Origin of the sequence: Thermosynechococcus sp. HY596 (genome assembly GCF_030518715.1) — a bacterium.
Classification (GTDB): domain Bacteria; phylum Cyanobacteriota; class Cyanobacteriia; order Thermosynechococcales; family Thermosynechococcaceae; genus Thermosynechococcus.
In genome coordinates this window covers 707,994-724,937 of sequence record NZ_CP130346.1, presented here as the reverse complement: position 1 = coordinate 724,937, position 16,944 = coordinate 707,994, and the positions used below count along the sequence as shown (strand labels likewise).

Below are 16,944 nucleotides of genomic sequence, written 5' to 3'. Positions count from 1 at the left end.
CCTAGGATGGACGGGCGATGAGCCTGCGCCTGTTTTGGCATCGTCGCGATCTGCGCCTCAGTGACAGTGTGGGGTTGGCGGCTGCCTACACCCAAACTCCCAAAGTGGTTGGCATTTTTTGCTTTGACCCGGCGATTCTCAGTGCCTCGGACATTGCGGCGGTGCGGGTGACATACCTCATGGGTTGCCTACAGGCCTTGCAAGAAGCCTATCAGCGACTTGGGGGGAGCTTTTTAATTTTTCATGGTGACCCGCGTCAAATTCTGCCCCAAGTGGCCGGTGGCTTAGGGGCGGTGGCGGTGCATTGGCATGAGGATGTGGAACCCTACGGTCGCGATCGCGATCGCGCTGTGGCTGCTGCCCTCAAGGAAAAAGGCATTGCCGTCGAAACCACATGGGATCAACTCCTACATCCCCCAGAGGCCGTACAAACAAAACAGGGGCAGCCTTACACCGTCTATTCCCCCTTTTGGCGCAACTGGTCGAGCCTTGCCAAACCGCAGCCAGCTCCCACTCCCCAACGCCTCGAACCTCTGACAGAAGCTGAACAAGCGACAGCCACAGCCCTAGGGGCGATACCGCTGCCCACTGCCAAGGACTTGGGATTTCACTGGTCAGGAGAACTGATCCTTGCTCCCGGTGAAGCCGCTGCCCAAGCACAACTGGAGACCTTTATTGACCAGCACATTCAAGACTATGGTGAGCAGCGCAACTATCCAGCGCAACCTGGAACCTCCCTCTTAAGCCCTGCCCTCAAGTTCGGTGTCATTGGTATTCGTCGTGTCTGGGCAGCCAGTCAGGCCGCTATGGCCTCAGCCCGCAGTGAAGAGGCACAAACGAGTATTCGCACGTGGCAGCAGGAATTGGCGTGGCGGGAGTTTTATCAGCACGCCCTCTATTGGTTTCCCCACTTGGCGGAGCGTCCCCATCGTGAAGGATTTGCCACTTTTCCTTGGCTGAATCACGCAGAACACTTTGCGGCTTGGTGTGAGGGGCGCACCGGTTACCCAATTGTGGATGCCGCCATGCGCCAACTCGATGAAACGGGTTGGATGCACAACCGCTGCCGCATGATTGTGGCCAGTTTCCTCACCAAGGACTTAATCATCAATCCCCAATGGGGTGAGCAGTACTTTATGCAAAAACTGATTGATGGCGACTTGGCAGCTAATAATGGCGGTTGGCAGTGGAGTGCCTCTAGTGGGATGGATCCAAAGCCGCTGCGGATTTTTAACCCAGCCAGTCAAGCGCAAAAATTTGATCCTGAGGCGGAGTACATTCGCCGTTGGCTGCCGGAATTGAAATCCCTAGACACGGCAGATTTGGTGACGGGAAATATTTCTCCCCTAGAGCGGCATCGCTGCGGTTATCCCTTGCCAATTGTGGATCACGGGCAGCAACAGCGGCGATTTAAGCAGCTCTATCAAGCGCATTTTCGTTCACCCATCCCTCAAGGATAAAATTGACATTCCCCTGATCAGCGCAACAGCGTTATCCTGAAAAAGAACGATTTTTGCGGTTGCATCGCGCCCATGAATATCCTTGGCAGTCTGCTCACTCCCCCCACCACCCCTGTCCAAACTCGCCCCCGCCGTGGCATTGAAATTAAATCTAAGCGAGAAATTGAGATTATGCGGCAGGCCTCGCGGATTGTCGCGACGGTGCTCAAGGAAATCTCCCAAATGATTGAGCCGGGCATGACGACGGCGGATCTCGATGCCTATGCTGAGAAACGCATCCGCGAAATGGGGGCAACACCAAGCTTCAAAGGCTATCAGGGTTTTCCGGCCTCCATTTGCGCCTGCATCAATAATGAAGTGGTTCATGGCATTCCCAGCCCCCGCAAAGTGATTCGCAATGGCGACATCGTTAAGATTGACACCGGTGCCTACTACAACGGCTTCCATGGCGACTCTTGCATTACGATTCCGGTGGGGGAGATCTCTGAGGAGGCGGCCAAGCTTGTAAAAGTTGCCGAAGAAGCCCTCTACCGCGGCATTGAGCAGGTCAAAGAAGGCAACTACCTCATGGATTTGGCGGGTGCTATTCAAGATTATGTCGAAGCCAATGGCTTTGTGGTGGTCGAGGACTTTACTGGCCACGGCGTGGGGCGCAATCTCCACGAAGAACCCTCGGTGTTTAACTTTCGCACCACTGAACTCAAGAATGTGCGGCTGCGGGCAGGGATGACCCTAGCTATCGAACCCATTGTCAATGCGGGGTCAAAGCAGGTGCGGATTTTGCGCGATCGCTGGACAGCGGTTACGGTTGATAATTCCCTCTCTGCCCAATTTGAGCACACGGTCTTGGTCACCAAAACGGGCTACGAAATTCTCACCGATCGCACCCTTGTCTAACCCCTATGACGAAAATCCCCCCCGAAGTCCTCGAACGCCACTGCTTTTGCCGCAGTCGTAAATTTACATTTGAGGTCAATCAATATCGCTTGCCCCATGGGTCTGTCTCGATCTTGGGAACTGTGCGGCATCCAGGGGGGGCATTAGCTGTGCCGGTGACCCCAGAGGGCAACCTGATCCTTGTCAAACAATACCGCTTTGCCACTGAGGAATATCTGCTGGAGTTCCCAGCGGGCACCGTTGAGGATCACGAAAAGCCTTTTGCCACCATTGAGCGCGAGATTGAAGAGGAAACGGGCTACCGCGCCCACCATTGGCAAAAACTGGGAGAGTTTTACATTGCCCCCGGCTATTCTGATGAAGTGATCTACGCCTACTTGGCCACTGAGCTGGAAAAACTAGAGACACCCCCGCCTCAGGACACCGACGAGCACATTGAAATTGTGGAGTTTTCTCTAGCTGACTTGGCCGCTGCGATTCATAGTGGTCAAGTGAAAGATGCCAAGACCGTCACCAGTTTCTATCTGGCCTTGCCCTATCTGCAACCCGCTTGAACACTGAAGTTGTTCGTAAACGTTTGTAAGCATCCTGCACCGCCCACAGTTTTGATCCCTCAAGGTGAGATAATGCGGAAATAATCCAAAGGTTGTACGTGCTGATTCACAGCTGTTTGAACTGGGACATTACTGAGTTTTTGATTGTTGAATTATGGAGCTAACCCATCGGCCTCGCCGTTTACGCCGCACGGCTCAAATTCGTCGCTTGGTGCGCGAGCATACCCTAACCACGGGCGATTTGATCTATCCGGTCTTTGTCATGGAGGGGGAAGATCAGGTGCAGGAAGTCCCCTCAATGCCCGACTGCTATCGCTATACGCTGGATCGCCTGATTTTAGAGCTGAAGGAGGTCTATGCCTTGGGAATTGGGGCGATCGCGCTATTTCCCCTCGTTCCTGAGCACCTCAAGGACAATGCAGGTACTGAAAGCTACAATCCTGAGGGTCTTGTCCAGCGATCGGTACGCGCCATTAAGGCCGTCTTACCGGATCTGCTGATCTTTACCGATGTCGCCCTTGATCCCTACAGCAGCGAAGGCCACGATGGCATTGTCAAAGATGGCGAAATTCTCAATGACGAAACCGTAGAGGTGCTGGTCAAACAGGCAGTGAGTCAAGCGGCTGCGGGCGCTGATTTTGTTGCTCCGTCAGATATGATGGATGGCCGTGTCGGTGCCATTCGGGCGGGTCTAGATGCCGCAGGCTATACCCACGTGGGGATTCTCGCCTACTCTGCGAAATACGCCTCCGCCTACTATGGCCCTTTTCGCGATGCTTTAGATTCGGCACCGAAGTTTGGTGATAAAAAAACCTACCAAATGGATCCCGCCAATGTCCGCGAAGCAGTGCGGGAGGTCAGCTTGGATATTGAGGAGGGCGCCGATCTGGTGATGGTGAAACCTGCCCTTGCCTACATGGATGTCATTGCCCAACTCAAGCAGGTGAGCGATGTTCCGGTGGCCGCCTACAACGTTTCCGGGGAATACGCAATGGTGAAAGCCGCCGCCCGCAATGGCTGGATTGATGAGAAAAAAGTGGTGCTGGAAACTCTCCTTGGCTTTAAGCGGGCAGGTGCTGATGTCATTCTCACCTACCATGCTAAGCAGGTGGCGCAGTGGCTGCAAGAGGGATTGAATTAGGCGCTTGCTTCTCGTAGTTGACGGGTGGTCTGAATCCAACTGGCAATCATTTTGTCCACTCGCTCATCCAGCTTGGAATCCCTCAATTGCCCTTCGGGTGTGAAGGCTTGCCACGCCTGACCAATGGCTACCTGCTCTGGAATCACCCAAGCATGCACCCAGCGCAGAATCACCCGTAGATCGTTGAGGGCATTGCTGTTGGTTTGGCCGCCGAGGACACTCATCATGGCGACCACTTTGCCGCTGAGGTGTTCAAAGCTGAGGAGATCAAGGGAGTTCTTGAGCACACCGCTAACGCTGCCGTGGTACTCCGGGGTCACCAGCAAAATACCATCGGCTTCCTTGACCTTGGTTTGAAAGATGGCGACATCGGGGTAGTCGGGGTAGCTCTCAGCACCGGTACAAAAGGGGAGCGTCATTTGCCGTAAATCCAGACGTTCAACGGTAACCCCTTGGGCGGCGGCTTTGGCAATGGCAACATCTAGGGCGCTTTGAGAGTAGGAGCCATCCCGCAGACTCCCTGCCCAACCAATGAATTTGACCATAAACAAACTCGTAATGACTATGGCTTATTATACAAAATTTAGGTTTGTTCAAACATCCTCTTTAAGAAGGAACCTCACTCAGGGAAATGGAACCACCCGTGGCCATTTGGGCAATGACGCGTTGTAACTGCGCTAGCGATCGCTCGGCCTCGGTGTAGCGATCCTTCCAGTGTTGAACAGCGGTTTCCTGCTCCCGTGCCTGCTGTGCCTGATGGAGAATTTGCTCTTGGAGTTCGGCAATTTGGGCTTCTAGGTGTTGTAGGCGTTCCTGTTGTTGACTAGTGCGCGCCTCCAGCTCTTGGTTGTAGTGCTGGGTGGTCATATATTGCAGGCGCTGCTGCTGATAGTCCCGTTCCAATTCCTGTAACTTGGTTTGGGTTTTTAGCAGGGTTTTACTCAGTCCCTGAATAACACTGTTTTTGCTGGCCTCTGATCCTTGCGCCTGTTGCAGTGCAGTGATGATCCGTTCTTGGGTTTCAATTAAATGGTTGGCTTGGGTGAGGCGACGGTTGAGATCATCCAGTTGGGTTTGGCGATCGCTCAACTCTGAGCGGGCTTGTTCAAGGCGAGTTTGCAGCAGCGCTTTTTCCTCTTGGACTTGGCGCAGTTGGGATTCAAGGAGTTGATATTCCTGTTCCCGTTGCCGCAGGAGGCGATGGCTATTCACCAATTTAGCCTCGAGGGCATCTTGAGCCTTGAGGAGCCGATCCACCTCCTGATGCAGGTGCTCAATTTCCGTTTGCGATTGCTGAAGAATCGTTTCCAAGGATTGGCGATGGTGGCTCATTTCGGCCAACTCGTGAGCACAGGTGGCTTGGGAGCGCAATTGTTCTTGGAGGGCAACGATCGCCTGTTGTTGAATCTGAGCCGTTTCTTCCGTACGAGCAAGTAAGTCTTCCAAAAAGGCCTGATTGCGCAGTTGCTGCTTCAGCTCGTTGATATAGTTTTGGCATTGGTCAATGGCCTGCTCTAAATAACGGATGCGCTCTTGGCTACTATCACTCCCTGCAACAGGAGTAGCCGCTAGGGAACCTTCAGCCAGCGGTTCAGAAGGCATCGGATTCCATGGAAAACTGAGTTGCTGGGGCAGCTGTGCTTCCATTGCGGCAGGGGTGAGAATCGTGCCACTCTTCCCTAGTTTAACGGTACAGGGAATGGTCCCTAAACCCGGCTTAAGACAAAGAGGCTCCCCTCATTGCCGCGGGCAATTCGCAGGTCTTCATCTAGGTAGGTAATCTCCAGCCAGCCCTGTTGATCATTGCTGTTGAGGGGGACATCTAGGGCAATCAGCGGCTGACGGCTGTGGAGTTGGGGAATGAACTGGGAGGGAGAATAGTAATTGAGCCACTGACGCAACCCAACAATGGAGCGTTCAAAGTACACCTGTACCCGCTGTTGGGTCAAGGGTTCAAACCGCGCCAAGACACTGATAATCCCCTCTAGGAAGGGCAAGCCGTAGAGTTCAGCAATATTGTAGATGCGCTGCTGCTGCGGACGAATGCACTGATAAATTTGCCCCAGCTTGACAATTGGGGAGCGATCTAGAGCAAGCAGCGCCTGACTACTGGTGTAGATGAGTCGCCAATCCCCAGCAAGTTTTTCGAGGGCATTGAGGGGATCGGGGGTGGGATTCATGGTTTCAAGGGAAGCGGCAAGGGCGGCCACCTGTTTGCGATCGCGCGGTGTGGCTAGAATGCCTCGATTCAGGCCAGCGATCGCCATCAATAACTCTGCTTTTGCCACAGTTTACCCCTCCTTGTGCAAGAAACTTTTTCGCCCCTATGGGTTGCGTCAAGACCCCCCTAATTCGAGAATGGGAAAAACCTCCCTCCCATTCAGGTTAGCGAAATGCGGATCGCGCTATTTACCGAGACCTTTCTTCCCAAGATTGATGGCATTGTGACCCGTTTGTGTCAAACCGTCCGGCATCTGCAACGGAATGGCCATCAGGTGTTGGTGGTGGCTCCCGAGGGCGGGCTGGATTATTACGAAGGCGCGCAGATCTACGGTGTCTCCGGTTTTCCCCTCCCATTGTATCCTGAACTCAAACTCGCCCTGCCGCGACCCGCCATTGGTCAAGCCCTAGAGGCCTTTGCACCCGATCTGATCCATGTGGCGAACCCAGCGGTCTTGGGGGTAGCGGGTCTGTACTATGCGCAGAAATTCCACTTACCTTTGGTCGCTTCCTACCACACCCATTTGCCGCAATACCTGAAGTACTATGGCTTGGGGTTTCTTGAAGAGGTGCTCTGGTCGCTGCTGCGGTTGGCCCATAACCGTGCTCAACTCAACTTGTGTACCTCAACGGCCATGGTGGCAGAACTGAAAGCGCACGGCATTCGCCATCTGGATCTCTGGCAGCGGGGGGTAGATGTGGAGCTGTTCCATCCACAACGCCAAAGTCAAGAAATGCGCTCCTTTCTCAGCCAAGGGCATCCAGAAGCCCCCCTATTGCTCTACGTTGGTCGCCTCTCCGCGGAAAAGGAAATTGAGCAGATTAAGCCCATTCTGGAGCAGATTCCTCAGGCGCGACTGGCACTCGTGGGCAATGGTCCGCATCGGGAGGCACTTGAAAAACACTTTGCCGGTACCCCCACCCATTTTGTGGGCTATCTGCGCGGTGAACGCTTGGCAGCGGCCTTTGCCTCGGCGGATGTCTTTGTCTTTCCCTCGCGCACGGAAACCCTTGGCTTGGTTCTTTTAGAAGCGATGGCCGCAGGCTGTCCTGTCGTGGCTGCCAACAGTGGTGGGATTCCGGATATTGTCACTGATGGGGTGAATGGGTTTTTGTTTGACCCAGCGGATTCTACAGGAGCGATTACGGCTTGTCAGCGCCTCTTTGACTCTCCGAGCGATCGCGAGACCCTACGCCAAAATGCCCGCCAAGAAGCTGAACGCTGGAGTTGGGCGGCGGCCACCCAGCAACTAGAGCAGTACTACCGATCAGTTTTGCCAACCAAACATCAGGATACAGTTTTAACTTGCTAAATGCGGTAAATATTGCTGGCATAGCTAATTTCCTTTATAGGGGGCGATCACAGTCCCTAAGCCATGCAGTACACTTGATGATCGCAAGTAAAGATTTCTAAAATTTATGCATATTATTCCTTGAAATTTAGTATGCTATAGCGTAACAAAGCTAAGTTATTAACAAAAATAATGGGAAGAAAAGAGAAAGAGTGGTTCGATAAGCTTACCCAAGTTCGCGCCCAAGCTGCTGATATGCTTGAGCAGCCTTTCATGCGTGGTCTCCAGCGTAGTGTTGTGGACAAATACTCTGACCAAGCACACTTTATTTATGAATTACTGCAAAATGCTGATGATGCTAAGGCAACTATTGCCAAGTTCAGACTTAAAAAAGATGGACTGTACTTTATACACAATGGTTCTATTTGGTTTACTATTTCTGATCCCGACAGAGAAAAAGAGGATAGAGAAAATGGCACTTTAGGCCATATTAACGCAATTACTTCAATTGGAAACTCAAACAAAACTCAAGCTTCAATTGGTAAATTTGGAATTGGCTTTAAGGCAGTTTTTCAGTACACCCAAACACCACACATCTATGATCCACAATTTCAGTTCAAAATTGAACGCTTTATCGTGCCACGTATGCTAGATGCTGATCTTGATTGGCGAGAGTCATCAGAAACAGTTTTTTTCTTTCCTTTTGACCACACAGAGAAACAAGCTCAAGAGAGTTATGACGAGATTCTTAAAAAATTAAAGTCTTTAGAATTTCCTACTCTATTTCTCTCTAACCTAAAATTCATTTCTTTTGAAGCGGGTAATGTTAATGGTCAGTATATTAAAGAAGTTAGAGATGAGACTCAGCAACAAGATATCAGAGTTCAACATCTAAAGCTGTCATTAGTTACAAATGAAAGAAAGAATATCGAATACTTATTAATGTTTAGCAGAACCAATGATAAAGGTCATACTTATTCTATTGGCTACGCTTTAGAAAAAAATAAAGCACTACGCCCCATTCATCGTCCTGCATTTTGTTTCTTTCCAACTAGAGAAGAAACAAATCTCAACTTTATTTTGCATGCACCATTTCTGCTGACGGACAGTCGAGAAGGTATCAAAGCTGGAGAGGAACATAACCAAAAGCTTATTGAGGACTTAGCACAACTTGCTGCTGATAGCCTTCCTGTACTACGAGATGAAAAACTCATAGATGATAGTATCATTGATATTATTCCCTATGATGAATTAATGTTTGATAATCAAGATAATAGTAGTAGAATTTCATTCAGGCCATTTTATACAGCCATCAAGTCTAAGTTTAAGGAAGAAGCATTACTTCCTTCTAGCAAAAACCGATTTGCAAAATCAGACAATGCCTATTGGGCATCTATTCCTAGAATTACACAGATCATTTCTAACGAGCAGTTGGCATTTCTAACAGGTAATCAAGATGCCTGCTGGGTATTTACTTCATTTGGTCGAGATGAATGTCATCGAAAAAATAAGCAACTCGTGAATTATATCGATGAAATTATATCTGGTTGGTTAGATGAAGATAAAATTCTGAATAATTTTGAGGATACATTTAGTGTTTTCATAAAAAAACAAAACTATAAATGGTTGTATAGATTCTATGAGTGGATATCTGAATCCAAAAAAAGGATGGATATAGTAAAAAATAGAAATATATTTATTGATAATGATGGAAATGTTACTTCAGTATACGATCGAGAAGGTAAGCTGGCTCTATTTCTTCCCAATAGTGATCATGACGACTATAAAGCCTTATCATACAAACTATTTATGGCTATCCAACGAATTATAGGCAATGGTAATAAAAAAAGTGCTAGGGAGTTTTTTGCTCGCTTCGGCATCAGAGAATACACCGTCAAGGATGAAATTGAGGCTGATATTAATAAGATAGCTAGAGGACAGATCTCACCAGATAATTTCTTGGCTAAGTCATTCAAATACTTCAAAAATGAGTGCCTGCATAATGAAACGGATCACTTTATTTCAAGAATTAAGAAGATAGACTTCCTGCCTTATCAAGCAAAAAATGGTCAAAGGGGATATTCTCGGGGAACAGCACTGTATTTTCCAACTGATGCTCTAGTTGCTTTTTATAAATCCAAGCCGGACACCAAGTTCCTAGATTGGGAATATCTTGCTGAGAAATATCCTGAATCTGATCATGAAATCTTAAAAAAATTTTTAGGTTTATTAGGCGTCAATAGTCAAGAACCATCTAAACGTGACGAGATATATGAAATTATCCTACCTCAATATAAAGATGATGAATCTCTACAGAAGCTTAGTATCAATGAGCGACTTACTCACTTAAAAACTTTTTTTGATTATTTTATGTCTCTTCCCCAATATGAGGCCGAAAGTTTTTTGAATGACATTAAAAAAATTCCCTTTCTTGCTTGCTTTACACAAAATAAAAGTAATAATTCAGAAATTCACTGGAGTAAACCGAACGAAATAATATATTTCCCGACTACTAAATTAAGAAAATGGTTTGAAACTAAACCAGATACAAGGTTTTTACTAGAAGATGAATACAAGAAGTTTATAGATGAAAAAGATGAAGAAAATCTCAAAAGATTTCTATGTGAGCTTGGTGTTAATTCTATTCCAAAAATAATTGACGTCCCTAGCTATGAAGTTCACTATAATTGGTTTGGCATAAGAGTGACAGGTGATGACAAAAAAATTGATGGTTTAGAGGAATTATTAGAGAAAGTGAATCATGAAAAATCTATTCTCCTTTGGAATATTCTTACTCGCTATTGGTGGAGTAGTTATAAAAGTGCTATGACGGTATCTCGAAGGCATTTTGGACCACGTGGAGGTTACAAAGGAGAATACGAATATTACACAAGTGTTAGCGAGAGGCTACGCAAAAGTAAGTGGCTCCTAAATAAGTCGGGTGATCTGGTTTCTCCTGATGCTATTACAATTCAAGAACTTTCAGATGAATATAATCAACGTGACGCAGGAAATTTTATCGAATTTTTGGGAATAAAAAATAAATCAGAAAAAACTTCTTATTTAAGTGAGGAAGAATCTCGGAAAATTGAGCAAGCTGATAGATTCAATAAAGTACTAGAAGAACTGGAAATTTCCGAAACTGAAGCAATAGATATTCTCAAAAAGGCTGTTCGCAGAAAAAGTACTCAATTAGAGGATAGAAGTTGTCAGTCTTCTCTAATTCAAGAAATTGAAAAGCGTCGCTCTTCAGTTAAGGCTCCTAATAAGGATCCTAATAAGGAGGATGACAGTATTCAAGATGTAGATGACTATGCTCCACAATCAGTTAACTATGACAAAAAGCTAGATCGTGCCAAAGATCGCTACGCTAGTGAACTTGATCGCATAGAACGTGAAGAAGCTCTATATCGGAAAGCTAAAAAATTGCCTCGATACAGCTATGGCTGGTTTATTTCACTACTTGAATTAGAGTGCATGCAAAATCTTGAAAAATTTTCAAGCAGCAAGGCTATTTCTATTCGATTTAGTAAAGTAGACTTGGACAATCAGTCATCTAGAACTATTGTTCTAAAGGAGCCGAATCGTTTTATTCCACCCTCGATTGAAGATTTTTCGGATGTACGTCTAGATTTGTGTTTTGCTGATGGGCGAAAGGAAAAACTGCATATTGAATCATTTACGGCAAAAGAATTTATACTTCTTGGTAAGCTTACTTCTGAGGATGACCTGAAGGGCCTTGATCTAAGTAAGGTACTAGAAGCTTGTATCGAAATACAAAATCCATCTTTTCTCTTAGATCAACTAATGAAGTGCTTTCGTGAACTAGGGTTGGACAATCAGTTTGATATGAAGGCGAACCTAACGCCTCATATTGAGTTTGTATTCGGTCCACCTGGTACAGGTAAGACTACTTACCTTGCAGAGAAAGTGCTGATTCCAATGATGCAAGGTGATAATCCAGCCAAGGTACTTGTTCTTACACCTACTAATAAAGCAGCCGATGTTCTAGTAGCTCGTATTATAGAGAAAATGGGCACAAATATTTCCTATCAAAACTGGCTTATTCGTTTTGGAAGCTCTAGTGATGAGTATATTGAAAAAGCAGGTGTGTGTCGCGATCGCTCCTTTGATATTAGCCAGTTAAGTCATTTCATAACAGTCACGACGATTGCCCGTTTTGTCTATGATGGATTTTCTACCAAATCTGGTAGGCAGAAGTTACGTGAAATAGAGTGGGATACAATAGTGATTGATGAAGCTTCAATGATTCCACTTGTCAACATTATTTATCCACTATACAGCCACCGGTCTTGCAAATTTATTATTGCGGGAGATCCCTTCCAAATTGAACCGATTTCTGAAGTTGAAGATTGGAAAAGTGAAAATATCTATACACTGGTTGGCCTCAGTAAAGTAGGCTCTTTTGCAAGTCCTACTACAGAGCCACATCAGTACCGAGTAATAAATCTAGAAACACAATATCGGAGTATTCCTGCTATTGGCGAAGTTTTCAGTCGATTTACTTATGACGGTATTTTACGGCACTATCGAACAAATGAAATGCAGCGTCCATTAAATTTTGGTAGCCTTACTATTCAGCCAATCAATCTTATTAAGTTTCCCGTTAAACAATATGAAAGTATTTACCGACCTAAGCGACTGGAAAGTGGAACGCCTTACCATATCTACTCAGCGTTGTTCACTTTTGAATTCGTTCGCTGGCTTGCAAGCCAAGTCCATTTAAGTTCCAAGTTACACATCGGAATCATTGCTCCCTATCGTGCCCAAGCTAGCCTATTGAATAGGTTAACTGACTCATGGTCTCCTAAGCCGAGTACTATTGAGATTGAAGTCGGTACCATCCATGGTTTCCAAGGTGATGAGTGCGATATTATTTTTACTCTTTTCAATCCACCACCAAAACTCTCTTCAAGTTCTCAGATGTTCCTTAACAACCAAAATATTCTCAATGTGGCTATCAGCCGAGCGCGAGACTATCTCTTTATTGTGATGCCAGATGATGATACAGAAGGCATAAATTACTTACAGAAGATTCGTGAAATTGAACAACTTGTGAAAGACTCAGGTAGTGGATTCACTGAGTATACCTCTAGCACCATTGAAGAGATAATCTGGGGTAACCCTCAATATCTAGAAGAGAACACTTTTTCAACAACCCATCAAACAGTCAATGTATACCGTCAGTCAGAGCATAAATATGAAGTCCGTAGTGATGATTCAGCAATTGATGTTCAAATTCATGAAAAACCGTTAACTTAGTGCTGTATCTAGTTCGCCTAATAGCGGCAGATCGAGGGTGGCTTGCTTCCCTTGGAGAACGACGTAAAAGCCACCGAGGCCAAGGGGGTCAATGAGTTGGTGCAGTGATTGATGGCGGTTCAGGGCTTGGAGGAGACTGCCATTCCTCTGCTGTTGCGCCAGTAGGCGATCGCCCAAACCTAGGGCCATGAGAAATAAACTCTGGCGGGTGACATAGAGAGTTTCAAGGCCAAAGTGCTCCCCATAGCACGTCAAGGCGGTCACATCCACATGAGCCGTAATGTCCTGCTCGCCAACAAAACAGTAGGGATTGTCGTGATAGCGGTGTTGATAGTAGCACTGCAAGGTACCCTCACAGCGGGCGGGATGATAGTATTGCTGAGCGGGATAACCATAGTCAATGGTGAGAACAAAGCCCTGCTCTAGGCGCTGGCTCAGATCCTTGAGCCACGGGATTAGGTTCAAATTAACCTCGGTACGGTAGCCGTCGCTGTAGCCCTGCTGCTGCGGATTAATGCCAACGGTGGCAAAGTAATCATTAATGGTATGAAGGCGATCGCCACTCAAGGGACGCAAAACCTCTTGAAACTCCCCTTGGGCATTGAGGCTGACGTAAATTTCCTGCCAATTGCTCCCCTGCCATTGCAGCCGATGCACTGGGAATGCATCCACGAGTTCATTGCTAAAAATACAGCCAACGATGGGTTCAGCCGCTGTGCTAGAATCCAGCCAGTGCAGGCGATCGCCCCAAGGAGCCAAGCGTTGCCGTTGGCGTTCCCGTAAAGTGGGGGACTGCTCTTGAATCTGGTACTCCAAGGTGGCAAAGAAATCGGGGTAGGTCGCTTGGCTATAGCCCAAGACCCCAGCCGCAAATTGGCCTTCACCCGCCCCCATCTCCAACAGGGTAAACCGCTGCGGTCGCTCCAAGGCGTGCCACATCTGCACAAAAGCCTCAGTGAGCAGTTCCGCAAAATCCCTCGTCAGACTACTGGACGTGATAAAGTCGCCGCGCCGACCAATCTGTATTTGGGGACGGTTGTAGTAGCCCCACTGCGGTGCATAGAGAGCCAAGGCCATAAACTCACAGAAGGAAATGGCGCCCGCTGCCCTGATGCGCTCCTGAAGGTCGGCCAATAGCTGAGTGCCCTTTGACATCAATCATCCACTCCGGCAATGGGGGCAAACCCTTGGCGCTGCACATTCTCGGTAATGACACGCGGTTCCAGAAATTGCAGCAGGTAATCGCGGCCACCCGCTTTGGAACCAATCCCTGAGAGCTTAAAGCCACCAAAGGGCTGCCGATCCACGATCGCCCCCGTAATCCCACGGTTGATGTACAGGTTCCCTACGGCAAATTGGGCTTTGGCCTGCTGAATATGGGACGGCGTCCGCGAATAGAGCCCCCCCGTCAGGGCATAGGCCGTGGCATTGGCAATTTCAAGGGCTTGGCTGAAGGTTTCTGCCCGCAGTACCGCTAGCACCGGGCCAAAAATTTCCTCTTGGGCGATCGTGGCGGTGGGGGGGACGTTGGTAAAGATGGTAGGAGAGACAAAATACCCCACCTCCGGTACCGGTACACTCAAGGTCAGTTCCGCTTCCCGCTGTCCCTTGGCAATGTATTCCTGAATGCGATCGCGGGCGGCTGCGGTCACCACCGGTCCGACACGGGTACTGGGCAAATGGGCAGGCCCAATATTGAGGGACTTGGTGGCCTCCACTAAGCGCTGCACAAAGGGTTGATAGATGGACTCGAGGACAATCACCCGTGAACAGGCGGAGCATTTTTGGCCGCTGTAGCCAAAGGCCGATTGCACCACCCCCGCCACTGCCTGATCTAAGTCGGCACTTTCGTCAATGATAATGGCGTTTTTGCCCCCCATCTCGGCAATCACCCGTTTGATGTGGGTTTGTCCCCGCTGCAACACCGCTGCCTCAGCAATAATGCGGCAGCCCACCTCTTGGGAGCCAGTAAAGGCAATGAGATGCACATCGGGATGTTTGGTGAGGTAGGGGCCAATCACGGAGCCACGGCCGGGGAGAAACTGAAACACCCCGCGGGGAAAACCAGCGGCAATGAGAATTTCAGCCAGCTTCGCTGCAATCACAGCCGCCGGATCCGCGGGCTTGAGGATGGTACAGTTGCCTGTGACTAAGGCGGCCACGGTCATACCGGTGGGAATCGCTAGGGGAAAGTTCCAAGGGGAAATGACGACTGCAATGCCGCGACCTTGGTAGTGGTAATGGTTGGTTTCGCCGGGAAAGTTGCGGTCATAGCCGCTGCTGAGGCGCTCCATTTCATCAGCGTAGTAGCGGCAAAAATCAACAGCTTCGGAGACTTCAGCATCCCCTTCCGCCACCACCTTGCCCACTTCGTAGCACATCCAAGCCACCAGTTCATGGCGTTGTGCCTCGAGGAGATCCGCTGCCCGCCGGAGCAGGATGGCCCGTTCGGCTACGGGAGTCTGTTGCCACTGCGCTTGAGCAGCTTTGGCAGCCCGGATTGCATGCTCGGCATCCTCAATGGTGGCCAAGCCAACGCGACCGACAACTTCTTCGGGCTGTGAGGGGTTGAGGGACTCACTGTATTCGAGGGTATTGACGCGATCGCTATTGATGATGGGGGTATAGGTTTGCCCTAGTTGGCGATGGACATGAATTAAGGCCGCTTGAATCGCTTCCCGCTGGCTGGCGCGGGCATAGTCGCTATTGGCAGCATTGAGAAAGGTTGAGGTCTTGCCCGTGGTCAGATGAACGTTCACTGCCCTAAAGTCTGCCGTTGGTTCTGGCGGTGCCAAGAGTGCGTCAATATTTACCGCTCCCAATTGTTGGCGCAAAAAGGAACTATTGGCCGTATTTTCCAAGAGCCGCCGAATCAGGTAGGCCATCCCCGGAATCAGCTCACCGTAGGGACAATAGACCCGCACCGTCTGCCCCGCTTCCACAAGAGCCTTGGCAAGTTTATCGGCCATACCATAGAGAACTTGGCATTCCATGGCCGTGGGCGGAATGTGCTGATGTTGGGCGATCGCGATCGCCCGCGCTTGGGAACGAACATTATGACTCGCAACTGCTGTGCGCAAAAGCGTGTGGTGACTCAGGAGCAGTTCAATCACCCGCTCAAAGTTGGCATCGGTATCTTGCTTGTGTTGATAGACGGGCAATGGCCAGTCATTTTGTACCGCCTTAATGAGTTCTTGATCCCAGTAGGCGCCCTTGACCACCCGCACCGTGATTGGTGTCCCCCGCTGTTGCACCCAAGTAATCAGGTCTTGGGCATCTTGGTAGCTATCCCGCAAATAGGCTTGTAGTGTCAGCCCGACATCGGCGCGATCGCGAAACTCTGGCTCTAGCAAAATGTCCTTCAAGATTGCGAGGGTAATGTCTTTGTAGGCGTACTGCTCCATGTCAAAGTGCACCGCCACCCCCAATTCTTGGGCACGATGCAACAACCGCCGAATCGGTTCCCCTACCTTGGCACGGCAGCCAGACACATCTAGGGGATCAAACTGGGAGTAAAAGGCCGTCAGCTTCACGGAGACTTGGACTGGATTCACCCCTTCCCGCTGACCCAAGGGGCTGAGTTGCTGCATCAAGTCAAGGTAGCGATCGCAATACTGCTGTGCCTCTGCCTCCGTAATCACCGCCTCCCCAAGAATATCCATCGTCACCAACATGCCCTGCTTGCGTAGGCGGCCAATGGTTTTCAGCACCTGCTCGGTAGTTTCACCAGCAATGTACTTGTGGGCAAGGGCTTGAACGGCTGTTGTGAAGGTGGTTGCCGCTGCTTGGGCGGGCAGGGAATCCGGCTGAGCAAAGTTCAAGAGTTTTTTTAGGCCTTCCGGCAACTCCACACTGGGGTCACTGAGGTACTCCTGCAAGTGGCGTGCCACCTCGGCTTTACTGCGCAGACTCGGCAGGCAGTCAATGAGGCGAAAGAGTTGCACCCGTAGCCCCGGATGTTCCATCGCCCAGCTGAGGAGTTTATCTTCAATGCGCATTTGCTCCCGCAGTTGACTGAAAAAGTTGCGGGACTCTTGACTAGCCGCCCACAGTTGACGGGCGATCGCGATCGTTTGTGCTTCGTAAAGACCAGTCAT

Annotated in this window: 11 protein-coding genes; 6 read left to right on the top strand and 5 right to left on the bottom strand. The window is 49.0% G+C overall.

Going from position 1 to position 16,944, the window contains the following annotated elements; all coding sequences use genetic code 11:
• The first annotated feature begins 17 nt into the window (after window positions 1-17).
• From QYC28_RS03670 to hemB, 4 genes are all read left to right on the top strand, one after another.
• Entirely contained in the window at window positions 18-1,460 is a 1,443-nt protein-coding gene (locus tag QYC28_RS03670) for a deoxyribodipyrimidine photo-lyase, 8-HDF type (protein WP_149818290.1), read from the top strand.
• 72 nt (window positions 1,461-1,532) lie between these two features.
• Window positions 1,533-2,357, top strand: coding sequence for a type I methionyl aminopeptidase (gene map / locus QYC28_RS03665; protein WP_149818287.1), 825 nt, complete (start codon window positions 1,533-1,535; stop codon window positions 2,355-2,357).
• A 5-nt stretch (window positions 2,358-2,362) separates the two neighbouring features.
• The gene (locus QYC28_RS03660) at window positions 2,363-2,911 is read left to right on the top strand and encodes an NUDIX hydrolase (RefSeq protein ID WP_149818284.1); all 549 of its coding nucleotides are present in this window, start codon (window positions 2,363-2,365) and stop codon (window positions 2,909-2,911) included.
• A gap of 154 nt (window positions 2,912-3,065) precedes the next feature.
• Window positions 3,066-4,052, top strand: a complete 987-nt coding sequence (gene hemB / locus QYC28_RS03655; protein ID WP_149818282.1) for a porphobilinogen synthase — start codon at window positions 3,066-3,068, stop codon at window positions 4,050-4,052.
• On the opposite strand, the gene QYC28_RS03650 is transcribed toward hemB, so the two are convergent.
• From QYC28_RS03650 to QYC28_RS03640, 3 genes are all read right to left on the bottom strand, one after another.
• Complete coding sequence (locus tag QYC28_RS03650; RefSeq protein ID WP_149818280.1) at window positions 4,049-4,597, bottom strand: NADPH-dependent FMN reductase; 549 nt, start codon at window positions 4,595-4,597, stop codon at window positions 4,049-4,051. The genes hemB and QYC28_RS03650 overlap by 4 nt on opposite strands.
• A 61-nt stretch (window positions 4,598-4,658) precedes the next feature.
• Window positions 4,659-5,654 carry a hypothetical protein gene (locus QYC28_RS03645; protein WP_302679858.1) on the bottom strand — a complete coding sequence of 332 codons (996 nt, stop codon included), beginning with the start codon at window positions 5,652-5,654 and terminating at the stop codon, window positions 4,659-4,661.
• Between the two features lie 104 nt (window positions 5,655-5,758).
• Window positions 5,759-6,340 carry a PAP/fibrillin family protein gene (locus QYC28_RS03640; protein ID WP_302679857.1) on the bottom strand — a complete coding sequence of 194 codons (582 nt, stop codon included), beginning with the start codon at window positions 6,338-6,340 and terminating at the stop codon, window positions 5,759-5,761.
• A 105-nt stretch (window positions 6,341-6,445) separates the two neighbouring features.
• On the opposite strand from QYC28_RS03640, the gene QYC28_RS03635 reads away from it, so the two are divergent.
• Both QYC28_RS03635 and QYC28_RS03630 read left to right on the top strand, forming a co-directional pair.
• The gene (locus QYC28_RS03635) at window positions 6,446-7,585 is read left to right on the top strand and encodes a glycosyltransferase family 1 protein (protein WP_302679856.1); all 1,140 of its coding nucleotides are present in this window, start codon (window positions 6,446-6,448) and stop codon (window positions 7,583-7,585) included.
• Window positions 7,586-7,756: 171 nt separating this feature from the next.
• The gene (locus QYC28_RS03630; protein ID WP_302679855.1) at window positions 7,757-12,847 is read left to right on the top strand and encodes a DEAD/DEAH box helicase; all 5,091 of its coding nucleotides are present in this window, start codon (window positions 7,757-7,759) and stop codon (window positions 12,845-12,847) included.
• Here the strand turns inward: QYC28_RS03630 and QYC28_RS03625 are convergent.
• Window positions 12,839-14,002: a class I SAM-dependent methyltransferase gene (locus tag QYC28_RS03625; RefSeq protein ID WP_302679854.1), complete on the bottom strand. Its 1,164-nt coding sequence runs from the start codon at window positions 14,000-14,002 to the stop codon at window positions 12,839-12,841. The genes QYC28_RS03630 and QYC28_RS03625 overlap by 9 nt on opposite strands.
• A complete protein-coding gene (gene pruA / locus QYC28_RS03620) occupies window positions 14,002-16,944 on the bottom strand; it encodes an L-glutamate gamma-semialdehyde dehydrogenase (RefSeq protein WP_149818270.1) in 2,943 nt (980 codons plus the stop codon). The genes QYC28_RS03625 and pruA overlap by 1 nt, the downstream gene beginning before the upstream one ends.

Coding starts and splice junctions, on each gene's coding strand:
- QYC28_RS03670 (WP_149818290.1), top strand. CDS start 18: ATGAGCCTGCGCCTGTTTTGGCATCGTCGCGATCTGCGCCTCAGTGAC.
- map (WP_149818287.1), top strand. CDS start 1,533: ATGAATATCCTTGGCAGTCTGCTCACTCCCCCCACCACCCCTGTCCAA.
- QYC28_RS03660 (WP_149818284.1), top strand. CDS start 2,363: ATGACGAAAATCCCCCCCGAAGTCCTCGAACGCCACTGCTTTTGCCGC.
- hemB (WP_149818282.1), top strand. CDS start 3,066: ATGGAGCTAACCCATCGGCCTCGCCGTTTACGCCGCACGGCTCAAATT.
- QYC28_RS03650 (WP_149818280.1), bottom strand. CDS start 4,597: ATGGTCAAATTCATTGGTTGGGCAGGGAGTCTGCGGGATGGCTCCTAC.
- QYC28_RS03645 (WP_302679858.1), bottom strand. CDS start 5,654: ATGCCTTCTGAACCGCTGGCTGAAGGTTCCCTAGCGGCTACTCCTGTT.
- QYC28_RS03635 (WP_302679856.1), top strand. CDS start 6,446: ATGCGGATCGCGCTATTTACCGAGACCTTTCTTCCCAAGATTGATGGC.
- QYC28_RS03630 (WP_302679855.1), top strand. CDS start 7,757: ATGGGAAGAAAAGAGAAAGAGTGGTTCGATAAGCTTACCCAAGTTCGC.
- QYC28_RS03625 (WP_302679854.1), bottom strand. CDS start 14,002: ATGTCAAAGGGCACTCAGCTATTGGCCGACCTTCAGGAGCGCATCAGG.
- pruA (WP_149818270.1), bottom strand. CDS start 16,944: ATGACTGGTCTTTACGAAGCACAAACGATCGCGATCGCCCGTCAACTG.